The organism is Wolbachia endosymbiont (group B) of Dolichovespula media, from assembly GCF_947179505.1.
Taxonomy (GTDB): domain Bacteria; phylum Pseudomonadota; class Alphaproteobacteria; order Rickettsiales; family Anaplasmataceae; genus Wolbachia.
Window position 1 is genome coordinate 840,137 of sequence record NZ_CAMXBR010000003.1, and the last position, 13,898, is coordinate 854,034.

Genomic DNA, 13,898 nt, shown 5'->3' on the forward strand with positions numbered 1-13,898 from the left:
GTGGTTAAAGTTACTATTAATTCTAAGGAATGTGAAGTAGAGCATGGGCTCACTATAATTCAAGCTTGTGAAGTTGTGGGCGTTGAAATTCCACGTTTCTGTTATCATGAGCGTTTAGCAATTGCTGGTAACTGCAGAATGTGTTTGGTTGAAGTGGAGGGTGGACCTCCAAAACCAGTAGCCTCTTGTGCAATGCCAGTTGCAGAAGGGATGGTTATTCACACTGATACCCCTAAGGTTAAAAAAGCACGTGAAGGTGTGCTTGAGTTTTTGCTAATTAACCACCCGCTTGATTGCCCAATTTGCGATCAAGGTGGTGAATGCGATTTGCAAGATATCACGATGGCTTATGGGAAAGGAACCAGCAGACTTGATGGGCATAAGAGGGCTGTGCCAAAAAAACACTTCGGACCACTGATTGAGACTGCGATGAATCGATGCATTCATTGCACTCGGTGTGTTAGATTTTTGTCTGATGTTGCAGGTACAAATGAACTTGGAGGAATCGGAAGGGGAGAAAATGTAGAGATTAGCACTTACATAAAAAGGCATATTAGTTCTGAATTATCTGGAAATATCATAGATCTCTGCCCGGTAGGGGCTTTAACTTCAAAGCCTTACTCCTTTACAGCGCGTCCATGGGAGCTATCACATTGTGAGACTATAGATGTGCTAGATGCTGTGGGAAGTAGCATTAGAGTTGATTATCGTGGCCTGGAAGTTATGCGAATATTACCAAGGCTGAGCGAAGAGGTAAATGAAGAATGGATATCAGATAAAACGCGTTTTGCCTATGATGGACTAAAAGTTCAGCGTCTTGATCAACCTTATGTAAAAAAAGATGGTAAATTAGCCCCAGTTGATTGGAATGAAGCACTAACTGTTGCTGCAAAGAAATTAAAGAATACAAAATCAAATAAAATAGCTGCAATTGCAGGTGATTTAGCAGATTGTGAGTCTATGCTTCTACTCAAAGAAGTGATGCAGAAGCTCGGCTCGGGGAATATAGATTGTAGGCAAGATGGAGCAAAGCTTATACCAAATAATCGTGGGTCATATGTATTCAACACCACTATTGAGGGTATAGAAAATGCAGATTTATGTCTGCTTATAAATACAAATCCAAGAATAGAAGCACCAATAATTAACGCAAGATTGAGAAAGAGATATTTACAAGGTAATTTCACTATTGCAAATATTGGTCCTAATCTTGAATATCTATATAATGTTGAAAGATTAGGTGATGGTCCAAACGTTCTAAAAGAAATAGAAGAGGGAAATCACAAATTCTGCGAGTTACTGAGTGCGGCTCAGAACCCTATGCTAATTATCGGTCAAGATGCATTAATAAGAGATGATTCTGAATCAGTTTTAGCTCTAGCTGGCAAAATTGCAGAAAAATTTAACATGATCAGAGATGACTGGAATGGCTTTAACGTACTGCATAAGGCTGCAGCAAGGGTTGGTGGACTCGATATTGGATTTGTTCCTAGCGAAGGTGGAAAAGACATTAATCAGATGCTAAAACAGGCAGAAAGTGGTGAGATAGAAGTAGTTTATCTTCTTGGCGCAGATGAAATTGATATATCAAAGTTAGAAAGTACATTTGTAATTTATCAAGGCCATCATGGTGATAGTGGAGCACACATAGCAGATGTTATTTTACCTGGAGCTGCTTACACAGAGAAATATGCAACTTATGTAAATACTGAAGGGCGAGTACAGAGAACAAATTTAGCTGTTTTTCCTCCTGGTGAAGCAAAGGAAGATTGGTTGATTATAAAAAATTTATCCCAATATTTGGGCCTTTCCTTACTATACGATAATTTATTTGATGTGAGGAAGAAATTATACACTATTGGTCCACAGTTTAGAGATGCTGACCAAGTGGTGAAAAACAAATGGGTACCAATTACCTGTGATGAAGTAAAATTAAGTAATATCTCTTTCACTCTAAAAAAGTGTAATTTTTATATGACAGACTCAATAAGTCGCGCTTCAAAAATAATGGCAGATTGTACTAAGGATTTTTATGAACACTCTACTTAATATTTTATTTATTCTAACACCATTATTACTAATAACTCTGGTATATTTTCAACGAAAATTAAACTCTATATTTTTGTGTAAAGAACAAAATACATTAGAAAAACAGTTCGTTTATAAGCTAGTTGATTTTATCAATGATATTATTGCATTATTTACGGAAGGATATGTATGGATGGCAATAACATTTATTATAGTTAGCGAGGGAAGAGGGAATTATTTGCCTCTCACAATGCTCTTAATTATGATGTCACTAGTGTCATTCATATGCATATCATTTTACTATTCTATTAAGCTAAATGCTGTACAGAAAAGTGTTGTCCTATTGATTTCAATAGGGACATTGTCTTTTGTGTCTAGAGCATTTGCTGTATTTTTTATTGCCACAATTATGAACTATTTTTTTGATTTAGGGTTGCATGTACTTGATATTTGATATTCTTTTTCTTCTTATTCCACTTTTGCTTTCAGTAGCATATTTAGTGTACTTTGAGCGTAAAGTTATTGGTGCAATTCAACTAAGGCATGGTCCAAGTGTAGTAGGGCCATTTGGGCTACTACAGCCATTTGCAGATGCTATCAAATTGATAATTAAAGAGCCGATAATACCATTTAGAGCAAACACCATACTGTTTATTATGGCTCCAATGCTCACCTTTATTTTAGCATTAATTTCCTGGGCAGTTATACCATTTGGAGCTGAAATAATTACAGAAAATGGACAGCAGGTAATAATCCCTAAGGTAATAGCAAATATTAATGTTGGAGTGCTTTATGTGCTAGCTATATCCTCTTTGGGAATATATGGCATTATTATTGCAGGCTGGTCTAGTAATTCTAATTATGCATTTCTTGGCTCTATAAGGTCAGCTGCTCAAATGATTTCATATGAAGTTTCAATAGGTCTAATAGTTGCTACAGTTGTTATTACAACTGGCACATTAAATCTTGGAGAGATGGTGGTAGCGAAACATAATATGCCATTTTGGATTGATTTATTACTAATGCCTATAGGAATAATATTTTTTATTTCTTTGCTTGCCGAAACTAATCGTCACCCATTTGACTTACCAGAAGCTGAAGCAGAGCTCGTCTCTGGGTATAACGTCGAGTATTCATCAATGCCTTTTGCTCTCTTTTTCTTGGGAGAATATGCAAATATGATTTTAGCAAGCGCTATGATGACAATATTCTTTCTAGGAGGGTGGTATCCTCCATTAGAGCTTAGTTTGCTGTATAAAATTCCTAGTTTAATCTGGTTTGTTTTGAAGATAGTTGTACTTTTGTTTATATTTGTTTGGATTAGAGCTACAATACCTCGTTATCGTTATGATCAATTAATGCGTCTTGGTTGGAAAGTATTTTTGCCAATATCGGTACTTTGGGTAATACTCATTTCAGGAGTGTTGCTTTTTACTGGGAATTTGCCTGGATCCAATGTTTAATTTCCCAAATACAAGGTTAAGGCGTAGGCGCTCAGGCAAGTGGATTCGCAATTTAACAAGTGAAAGCACTTTATCAGTAAATGATTTGATTTTTCCCTTATTTGTTCATGACGGAGAAGAAACAATTGAGCCAATTTCTGGCTTATCTGATATCAAATGTTATTCAATAGATGGATTAATTTCTATAATTCAGAAAGCTAAGGACTCGGGGATTAATGCTGTTGCAATTTTTCCTGTAGTTGATAGTAAACTAAAATCTGAAAACGCCGAGGAAGCGTACAATCCTGACAATTTAATCTGTAAAGCAATTTGTGCTGTAAAATCAAATGTACCGGATATTGGCATTATTGCAGACATTGCACTAGACCCATACACTACTCACGGTCATGATGGCATTTTAAAAAGCAGTAGGATAGATGTAGAAAATGACGAGACTGTGTCAGCATTATGTAAGCAAGCACTTGTTTTAGCAAAAGCAGGATGCGATATAGTTGCTCCTTCTGATATGATGGATGGCAGGATAGGAAAAATAAGAAAAACATTGGATGATAATAACTTTCAGAATGTGTCAATATTGTCCTATGCAGTAAAGTACTGTTCTAGCTTCTATGCGCCGTTCAGGCAAGTTGTCGGTTCGTGCGCATCATCAAATTTCATCGACAAAAGTGGTTATCAAATGGATTATAGAAATGCACGTGAAGCAATCTGCGAAATCGAAATGGATATAGATGAAGGTGCAGATTTTATTATGATAAAGCCGGGTATGCCATACTTAGATGTAATAAAAACAGCAAGTGAAAAGTTTAATTTTCCGATTTTTGCTTACCAAGTAAGCGGTGAATACGCAATGATAAAAGCTGCAGCAAATAATGGCTGGCTGGATTATAACAGAGTGATTTATGAGTCCTTAATTGGTTTTAAACGTGCAGGTGCAAGTGCAATATTTACCTATGCTGCACTTGATGTTGCAAAAAATTTGGTATCTACTTAGCAGTGTGGAACATCTAAGTAGGTAGCTGGCCGAAGTGACTTGACAAACCTTCCCACTTTCCTTATCATATCAATAAGAGTATTTATCCTTGTTTTTAATCTCTGCAGATTTAACAACAAAAATTCAGTAAAAAACTCAGATATTTATTGGCAAATTACATAAAATTATAGCGGCTTTTTTTATTTTTCTACATTCAGCCAAATCGCGCTTGTTAGCACATTATCAATTTACATTATTAAAACTCACTACATAGGGATTTTTTTGCCTTTTTTTTCGCCTGGTAAATTTTTTAATATTTATAGTTAAAGCTTCAGGCCAGCGCGTGACCAGTTCTTATTACCTGTTCTGGATCCCAGTACTGGGATGATGCCATCATAGAGATCAGCTGCTTGAATGATGCCCATATTCCAGTACGTATAACGGTGTTATTCCATAGTTTGAGATCAGATGTAAGAATATTGAAGATCTCATTCCAGTACTGGAATCTAGAAAAAAAGAGCCAATCCCTGGGCACTGGGATGACGATAGAAGGGGCAACGGTTATTGCTAAACTTAGATCGTTTTTAACTATTTGCCTTTTTTCTATGCAAGAAGTGTATTGATAAGTCCATTACAATTCAGTATTGTGAAAAATATAAGTCAAGTGTTAGTTAGGACATGGGGATTTTTTTTCAATTTTTGGGTAAGGTGCTAGGCAAGGTTTTTCCTGCCAAAATAGTAAGCTCTTTTTTAGGAGTAGGGTATTTACCGGGTTGGCAGCATTATTGGTCTTCTTTTCTAATATTATTTATTACCGACATTATATTAATGCTTACATACGGAGGTGATTTTATACTATATAAAATGCCGAATACAGGCATAGTTGTAGCTGCCATTTTTACCAAGCTAGCAATAGTTATGTTAGTGCTGCAATTAGTTGCAATATCCATTTTTCACATTCAAGATCCTTCAGCCAGCAGTGATGAGAATATAGTAATACAAATAGCATCAGGACAGGTGCTGACTGTTGCGCTTTCGATGCCGGCAATAATGTCAATTTATTATACTGTAAGTAAATTCTATCTAAGTATATGTAAAGCAATACTTCAATGTCCATTTTGGTTTAATGATCTTATGCATTTGTTCTTTTTCTTTATAATACCTTATTTATTTTTTAATATTGTAGAAGTAATAAAACCATGGCCGATAAGTACGATACAGCTTAGTTATAACAATGCAATATCAATCACATTTGAAGGGATTTTTCATGTGTTTTATGCAGTGATTTTATTGTACTTGACTGCATTTATATTCTGCGATCTGACTATGCATGATGCGATTGTTTTAAACAAAAGCATATTTGAGTATGTAAAAGAAAGTTCAATAGCCTTGAGTGACTATTTTCATGGCACTATTAAAAAAATAAGTATAGAATAGTACTTATTTGCTTATGTATTCAGTTTAAAAGATATACAGTTTGCGTGAATCTACAAGATATAATAAAGGGATTACAAGATTTTTGGGTAGATGAAGGGTGTACTATACTTCATCCATATACGTCTGAAGTTGGAGCTGGAACACTACATCCCGCAACAATCATGTCAGCGATTGACGAAAAATCAACAAAAATTGCGTATCTACAACCAGTAATCAGACCTGCAGATGGACGCTATGGCGACAACCCTAATCGTTTATATCAGCATCATCAATACCAAGTTATAATAAAACCATCTGGCAGCAATTTGCAAGATATTTACTTAAATAGCTTAAAAGCTCTTGGTGTATCGACAAAAGAATATGATATTAAGTTTATTGAAGATGATTGGGAAAACCCAAGTGTTGGTGCATCCGGTCTTGGTTGGGAGGTTACATGCAACGGAATGGAAGTAACACAACTTACTTATATACAGCAAGTGGGAGGTATTGACTGCAGAATAATTCCTGGTGAAGTAGCATATGGGTTAGAGCGTTTAGCAATGTGCATACAGGGTGTAGATAATGTTTACGACATAATGTGGAACGGTAGCGGTGCAACTTATGGAGATATTTTTAAACAAAGAGAGCGAGAGTTTTCTTACCTGGCACTTGATTATTATGATACTAAAGTAGTACAACAGCAGTTTGAGGATACAGAAAAACTGTGTAAATTCCTTGTTGAAAAAGAATTGCCGATAGCAGCTTATGATCAATGTATTAAAACGAGCCATCTACTTAATCTACTTGATGCAAGAGGTGTGCTTGGTGTGAATGAACGTACAGCCTATATTGGTAGAGTGAGAGAGTTAACAAAAAAATGCTGTGAATTATATAGAGCAAAGTAGAATATGTTGTCACAATTATTGTTTGAATGTCTTTCAGAAGAAATTCCATCAAGAATGCAGAATTCATCTGCAGCTCAGGTTAAGAGCTATATCACTAATGCTTTTAGTAAAAATAATGTGAAATTTGCATCTATAGAAGTTTATGTGACTGCACGTCGCATTGCTCTTTTTATTGATGGCATAAGTGCTTTGGAGCTAAAAGATTCTAACAATGAGATTAAAGGACCAAGAGTTAATGCACCGAAAAGTGCTATCGAAGGTTTTTTGAGAAAAAATCGGAAAGGTGAAGAAGATTTACTCATTCGCAAAGTAAACGATGAAGATTTTTACTTCATTAAGAGAGAAAGCTGCTTATTTAACATCAACGGGTTTCTCAAAAATCAACTGGAGGAAATGCTAAAAAACTTTTCTTGGCCAAAGAGTATGAGATGGAGTGAAAGAAAAGAGAGATGGGTTAGGCCAATTAAAAATATTCTATGTATTTTAAATGACGAAATAATACCTATATCTTTTGCAGGGGTTACAGCATGCAACGTGACGTATGGTCATAGGTTTCTTTCAGGTGATGCAGTACTTACTGTTAAAACACCCAAAGACTATTTTGAATTGTTAGAAAAAAATAATGTCATTCTCCAGTTGGACAAAAGAAAGCAATTTATACTAGATCAGATTAATAAGTTTACAAAAGAGGAGAACTTACAACTTGAAAAAAATGATTATTTACTTAATGAATTGGCAGGGCTTATAGAGTGGCCAATAGTATTATTTGGTAAAGTAAAATCATCAGAATTACCGAAGGAAGTAATACTTAGTATAATTAATACGCAGCAAAAGTATCTTGCTTTAAGTGATGGACAGAAAATATCACATTTTGTTACTGTTGTAAATGTTAACAACAATGAAGTTGTTAAAGGCCATGAAAGAATATTAGAAGCACGTCTTGCTGATGCCCAGTTTTTGATATCTCAAGACAAGAAGGAAAACCTAGATTACTATGTCAAAAAATTGAGCTCTATTTCATTTCATGCTTCGCTCGGTAGCGTAGAAGAAAAAGTGAAGCGTATTATCGCTCTTTCAAATTATATAGCGATATTTATTCCACATGCTTCATTAATTAAAGTTGAACGTGCTGCATATTTAGCAAAGGCAGATCTTGCAACGTTGATAGTGAAAGAATTTCCGGGATTGCAAGGAGTAATGAGTGGATACTACGCTTCTTATTTTCAAGAGGATAAAGAAGTAGTGGAAGCTATAACTGAGCACTATAAGCCAATTGGATCGGACCAAGAATGCCCTAAATCTCCTACTGCGATTGCTGTAGCTATTGCAGACAAAATGGATAGTTTGGTTGGCTTAATTGCAGCAGGTGAGAAAATCTCTGGTTCGTATGATCAGTTTGGTTTGCGGAGAATGACAATTGGTATAATTAGAACAATACTTGAAAATAATTTGCATATTCCAATTAGATTGCTGATAGATAAGTCAGTATCTTTATGTTCAAGGCTTCTATTGAATAAAAATATAACTCCAGTTGATAAGCCAAGTGAAAAACAAATTTCAGAACTAGTATTTAAATTCTGCTTAGAAAGGTTCAAGATTATTTTAAAAAATAGAAATATAAGGCAAGATGTTGTAGATTCAATACTATATAAAGTCGATATTAATGATCTGCTGAAAGCGGAAAAGCAAACTGTGATATTGGATCGTTATCTTAGTACAAAAGAAGGTGAACAGGTTCTAAGCACTTATAAAAGAGCCAGTAACATGATGAGCAAAGTGAGAAAAAGTGATGGCACTACTTATAATGCATCTTACAGTAAGAAGTTTTTGATTGAAGATGAGGAGATTGCGCTATCAAATTGTGCTATAGCTGCTTGTAAAAACATCAAACAAGCGATAGAAAATAACGACTTTAATACAGCGCTTGATGAACTTGCTCGTTTTGCTCCATTTATCAATCAATTTATGGACAGTGTAAAGATTAACTGTGATTCTAATGAGCTTAGAATAAACAGGTTGTCTTTGCTTGCAAATGTTGTTTCTACCTTTCATTTAGTAGCAGAGTTTAACCTTATACAGGTTAAACAATTGATAAATGCTCAGGCAATATAAGGAACAAATCAAATCATCTCCACAATCCTGTGGCGTTTATAAGATGGTTGGAGATAAGAATAAGGTTTTATACATTGGTAAAGCAAAAAACTTGAAGTCGAGATTATCCGACTACCTTCAATTCGAAAACCTTTCTGAACGAATCAGAGTAATGATCTCACAGGTTATTAAGGTTGAAATATTCATCACTGAGAATGAAATCGAAGCATTGCTTCTTGAAGCACAGTTAATAAAATCGTTAAAACCATCTTATAATATTTTGCTTAGGGATGGAAAATCTTATCCTTATATAACAATTTCTAAGCATGATTATCCAAGAATAGCGAAATATAGAGGTAAGTTTAAGAAGAATGAGTTTCATTACTACGGCCCTTTTCCATCTGCCGCTGCTGTTAAGAACACTATATTATCATTGCAAAAAGCTTTTCTCTTAAGAGTATGTTCAGATCAATATTTCTCTTCAACAAAAAGACCATGTCTTGAGTATCAAGTTAAGCGCTGTTCAGCACCATGCGTAGATAAAATTACAAAAGATGATTACTGCAAATCAGTAAAACAAGCACAAGATACTCTGCTAGGAAGGAATAAAGAAGTGCAAAGACAGCTATTTTCTACAATGGAAAAGTGCAGTAGGGAGATGAACTACGAGCTTGCTGCTGTCTATAGAGATCGATTGAAATTTCTTCAGCAAATTCAAATGCAGCCAATGGATTTTTCTTTTGAAGAAGATGCAGATTTCTTCAGCATTGTACGTGAGGCAGACTTAGCATGCATTGGTGTACTATCTTTCAGAGATAAAGGTAACTATGGAAGCATTCCTTACTTCATTGAGAATTGTAGTGATCATCCAAATGATGAAATTTTATCCACCTTTTTGGTCAATTTGTATAATCCAGTTAATACACCACCAGCGCAAATTTACGTTCCCGATTTTATTAAGGATAAGGAAATTATAGAACAAGCACTTTATGCTCTTACTCAAAAATCAATAAAAGTTTTGTATGCGAAAAATAGTAAAGAGCGTGATTTGTTGAATTTTATTTACAATAATTCTAAGCATAGCCTAGAGCAGAAGCTTACTGATTATAGAAATAACCTAGAAAAGCTCGAAGAGCTTAGGAAGATTTTCTTGTTACCAAATATTCCAAAGCGTATCGAGGTTTATGATAATAGCCATATATCTGGAAATCAACAAGTTGGTGTGATGATTGTTGCAGGGCAGGAAGGTTTTTTAAAAAGTGAATACAAAAAATTTACTATAAAAGAAGAAAGTTCAGGTGATGACTATAAAATGATGAGAGAAGTGCTGACTAGACGTTTCTCTGGCAATATAAAAGATATAATCCCTGATTTTTTACTGATTGATGGCGGTCCAGGACATGTTTCCATAGTGCAGAATGTATTGGAAATATTGAATATAAAAGTTCCTTTTGCTTGTATGGCGAAAGGTCATGATCGTAATGCAGGAAATGAAAGATTTTATGTGCCGGACAGAGAAGAATTTACTCTAGCAAGTGACAGCAAGGTCATGCTTTATTTACAATTGCTGCGTAATGAAGCTCACCGTTTTGCGATAACTTCGCATAGAAAAAAACGCGATAAACAGTTTTTTGCTTCACAATTAAGTAAAATATCCGGTGTTGGCAGTAAAAGAAAAAAGGCACTCATGTCTCATTTTGGTTCGGTAGAAAATATAAGCAAAGCTTCTCTAGCTGAAATTCAAAACGTACCTGGAATTAGTAAAGGTTTAGCAGAAATCATTCTTCAAAACGTGAATTCTAAGAAAGGTACTCCTAAATAGGTACTCTAAAATTAACCTTTATTTCTTCTTAATAAGACATAAAAAGCTCCTTTGCCACCATGTTTTTTTATTGCTTGCTGATAGTATAAGATCATATTCCGAACTTTTGTGTCATTCAACCACTTATTTAAGCTATTCTTTATAGTGTCTATTTTATCTGTACTATTACCATGCCCCGTAATTACCAATAAGCACCTATTCCCTGCTTGATAATTTTTGATAATAAAATCTATCAATTTACAATAAGCATTATCTATACTATAGCCGTGCAAATCGAGTTTATCGCTTATAAAATATTTGCCCCTATCGATCTTTAATTTTGTATTGTAGTCAAGACAAAATGATGAATCACCATTATCAGTATTAAGAAAATTTTCTTGTAAACTAGAGGCACCTTTATCAATCATAGATTTTATATTTACTTTGTGATCAACTTTCAAAGTAACTTTTCCACATTCTATTGGCTTAACATTTTTTTGCCAATCTAACTCATCATCTGACATTAATTCATTAATTGAACTGCATAATTTTACAACAATATATAAACACAGTAAAATATTGCTTACTCTATAAAAATCTGATTTTTAATAATGAGATGAAATCATCAAAAGCTAATGAAAACTGTTGGATATATGGAAAGCACACTTGTATTTCAGCATTAAGAAACAAAAATAGGCGGTGTATAGAACTGTTAGTAACGGAAAATTTCTACAGAGAATTTGAGAAAAAAATTAAACAATGTGCAGATAGTAAGGGCATTAAAGCTCGACTGGTAGAGAACAAAATGTTCAATGATGTTTTACCCAAAGGTGTAAATCACCAAGGAATTGCTTTAAAAGTTACTCCTATTTTTCACAGCTTAAATATTGAAGAAATAGCTGAAAGATCAGGTGAAAACTCTACTATAGTCATTTTAGATCAAATTACTGATACACACAATATAGGGTCGATTTTAAGAACCTCAGCTTGTTTCAACATTGATGCATTGGTTTTACCGTATCACCATTCACCAAGCGAAAATGCATCTATCGCAAAAACAGCAAGTGGCGCATTAGACATTGTTCCTCTAATATACGTTACAAACATAGTAAAGACGATGGAGTCTTTAAAAAAGATAGGCTACTGGTGTTATGGGTTTGATTGCAATGCAAAGGAAAATATAGATGAAATAAAGAATTTTGGGCAAAAAAGAGTAATTGTTTTTGGTTCTGAAGAGAAAGGAATGCGGAGATTAGTGAAAGAAAGTTGTGATTATCTTTTAAAAATCCCAATGTCAAACGTAATTGATAGCCTAAATGTTTCAAATGCAGCAGCAATAGGACTATATTCCATCTACATTAAAACAAAAATCACTGCAAATTAGTTGCAATGAAAAATATACTTCTTGCCTGCTATCAAGACCGTTGGAATCTAGAAAAAAGAATGCCATTTTAGCTTCACATGCACAGCTGGAAGATGTCATCCCAGTGCATGACACTGGGATCCAGTTAAATTTACGAGTATAAAAGTAATCAACGTTTCTTATGATGGAAAAATGGATTCCAGTGTCTGGGCACTGGCATGACATCTTCCTACAGAATAATGTTCGTACAGCTGTGTATCACATGCTGGAATGACAACAGTGAATGACATAGCGAGATATCATCTACTGGCACTTACATTACCAATCCCAAGAAAGTGGTGCACTTGGATCTATTGGAATCTCGAAGGATGGCTGTGACATTACTGTCTTTACAGCTGCTTGAAATTCTGGGTCTTGAGAACTTACTTGAATTTTGTTATTAGCTTGAAAAACTGCGTTTTTTGCTAGCTCGGTGGCTACATCTTCAGGCGTTGGTTTTAATCCTTTATCAGCTAAGAAATCTTTTGCTATCTTTTCACTACCTTTAGCACCATATACTTTATCGGTAGCTTTATCATCTGCAACCCTATCCAAAGCTTCACCAAGTTCATTTATTAAGATTGATTTTTGGCCATCTTTAGCAGGAAGAATAGCTTTTGCAAAAGCTTTTTGATTTGCTTCTGTAAGGTTGGAAGCATCAATTTTAGCAAAACTAGTATCTACTGTGCCTTTAGTGTAAACCTTCTTAGTATCATCAGTACCAACTGTTGCAAGAGCAGGAACTAGAATATCCACAACAGCTTGTTCTGCAACTTTTGTTGCAAGATCTGTAGTTTTAACAAATGCAGTATCAGCAGCTGTTTTAGTGTAAACTTCATCAGCTGGAGCAGCTTTAATATATACCTTATTTGTAAAATCAGAAGAAGCAGTTATAGCATCGACAACGGCTTTTTCTGCAGCTTTTTCTGAAAGTTCTGTAGCCTTAACGAATGCAGTATTAGCATCAGTTTTAGTGTAAACTTCATCAGCTGGAGCAGCTTTAATATATACCTTATTTGTAAAATCAGAAGAAGCAGTTATAGCATCGACAACAGGTTTTGCTGCAACTTTTGTTGCAAGATCTGTAGTTTTAACAAATGCAGTATCAGCAGCTGTTTTAGTGTAAACTTCATCAGCTGGAGCAGCTTTAATATATACCTTATTTGTAAAATCAGAAGAAGCAGTTATAGCATCGACAACAGGTTTTGCTGCAACTTTTGTTGCAAGATCTGCAGTTTTAACAAAACTAGTATCTACTGTGCCTTTAGTGTAAACCTTCTTAGTATCATCAGTACCAACTGTTGCAAGAGCAGGAACTAGAATATCCACAACAGCTTGTTCTGCAACTTTTGTTGCAAGATCTGTAGTTTTAACAAATGCAGTATCAGCAGCTATTTTAGTGTAAACTTCATCAGCTGGAGCAGCTTTAATATATACCTTGTCATTAAATCCTTGTAATGCCATTAGGGCTGTTATAAAACCAGCATCGTCTGCTGCATCTTTTATTGTAGTAGTCATATCACCCTCTGTTAATTATAAAAACCATAATGTGCATGAAAATAATATAAATTCCGTAAATACTAGATTTTGCATAAAATTCCCTTTAGGCTTTTCGCTTCAGAATTCTTCTCTTGTGATCTAAGTATGTAGCAGACGATGTTATCCTAGTAGCCCCTTTGGTGTCATTACAGTGCGTGACACTGGAATCCATTTTTCCATCATAAGAAACGTTGATTACTTTTATACTTGCAAATTTAACTGGATGCCAGTGTCTGAGCACTGGTATGACAGCATCATAAGGTGAACCAGTGTCAGCTACTTG

11 protein-coding genes are annotated in these 13,898 nt (G+C 34.9%); 9 read left to right on the forward strand and 2 right to left on the reverse strand.

Annotated elements, in window-relative coordinates:
- The 8 genes from nuoG to uvrC all read left to right on the forward strand — a co-directional run bounded on the left by nuoG (nucleotide 1) and on the right by uvrC (nucleotide 10,695).
- The gene (gene nuoG / locus OM967_RS06665) at nucleotides 1–2,049 is read left to right on the forward strand and encodes an NADH-quinone oxidoreductase subunit NuoG (protein ID WP_264337820.1); all 2,049 of its coding nucleotides are present in this window, start codon (nucleotides 1–3) and stop codon (nucleotides 2,047–2,049) included.
- Between the two features lie 73 nt (nucleotides 2,050–2,122).
- Nucleotides 2,123–2,482: a hypothetical protein gene (locus OM967_RS06670; protein ID WP_250120279.1), complete on the forward strand. Its 360-nt coding sequence runs from the start codon at nucleotides 2,123–2,125 to the stop codon at nucleotides 2,480–2,482.
- Nucleotides 2,466–3,491: an NADH-quinone oxidoreductase subunit NuoH gene (gene nuoH / locus OM967_RS06675; RefSeq protein ID WP_211907759.1), complete on the forward strand. Its 1,026-nt coding sequence runs from the start codon at nucleotides 2,466–2,468 to the stop codon at nucleotides 3,489–3,491. Before OM967_RS06670 ends, nuoH begins: the two co-directional genes overlap by 17 nt.
- Nucleotides 3,484–4,482, forward strand: a complete 999-nt coding sequence (gene hemB, locus OM967_RS06680; protein ID WP_211907761.1) for a porphobilinogen synthase — start codon at nucleotides 3,484–3,486, stop codon at nucleotides 4,480–4,482. Before nuoH ends, hemB begins: the two co-directional genes overlap by 8 nt.
- 657 nt (nucleotides 4,483–5,139) lie before the next feature.
- A complete protein-coding gene (locus OM967_RS06685) occupies nucleotides 5,140–5,898 on the forward strand; it encodes a phosphatidylglycerophosphatase (protein ID WP_211907765.1) in 759 nt (252 codons plus the stop codon).
- Nucleotides 5,899–5,942: 44 nt separating this feature from the next.
- Nucleotides 5,943–6,782 carry a glycine--tRNA ligase subunit alpha gene (locus OM967_RS06690; protein WP_211907766.1) on the forward strand — a complete coding sequence of 280 codons (840 nt, stop codon included), beginning with the start codon at nucleotides 5,943–5,945 and terminating at the stop codon, nucleotides 6,780–6,782.
- Nucleotides 6,783–6,785: 3 nt separating this feature from the next.
- Complete coding sequence (gene glyS, locus OM967_RS06695) at nucleotides 6,786–8,894, forward strand: glycine--tRNA ligase subunit beta (RefSeq protein ID WP_250120280.1); 2,109 nt, start codon at nucleotides 6,786–6,788, stop codon at nucleotides 8,892–8,894.
- Complete coding sequence (uvrC, locus tag OM967_RS06700; RefSeq protein WP_211907768.1) at nucleotides 8,878–10,695, forward strand: excinuclease ABC subunit UvrC; 1,818 nt, start codon at nucleotides 8,878–8,880, stop codon at nucleotides 10,693–10,695. Before glyS ends, uvrC begins: the two co-directional genes overlap by 17 nt.
- Before the next feature lie 11 nt (nucleotides 10,696–10,706).
- Here uvrC and OM967_RS06705 read toward each other — a convergent pair whose 3' ends face one another.
- Nucleotides 10,707–11,198 carry a Smr/MutS family protein gene (locus OM967_RS06705; protein WP_211907769.1) on the reverse strand — a complete coding sequence of 164 codons (492 nt, stop codon included), beginning with the start codon at nucleotides 11,196–11,198 and terminating at the stop codon, nucleotides 10,707–10,709.
- Between the two features lie 92 nt (nucleotides 11,199–11,290).
- On the opposite strand from OM967_RS06705, the gene rlmB reads away from it, so the two are divergent.
- Nucleotides 11,291–12,058, forward strand: a complete 768-nt coding sequence (gene rlmB, locus OM967_RS06710; protein WP_264337821.1) for a 23S rRNA (guanosine(2251)-2'-O)-methyltransferase RlmB — start codon at nucleotides 11,291–11,293, stop codon at nucleotides 12,056–12,058.
- A gap of 297 nt (nucleotides 12,059–12,355) precedes the next feature.
- Here rlmB and OM967_RS06715 read toward each other — a convergent pair whose 3' ends face one another.
- Nucleotides 12,356–13,594, reverse strand: coding sequence for a collagen-like protein (locus OM967_RS06715; RefSeq protein WP_264337822.1), 1,239 nt, complete (start codon nucleotides 13,592–13,594; stop codon nucleotides 12,356–12,358).
- Nucleotides 13,595–13,898: the final 304 nt, after the last annotated feature.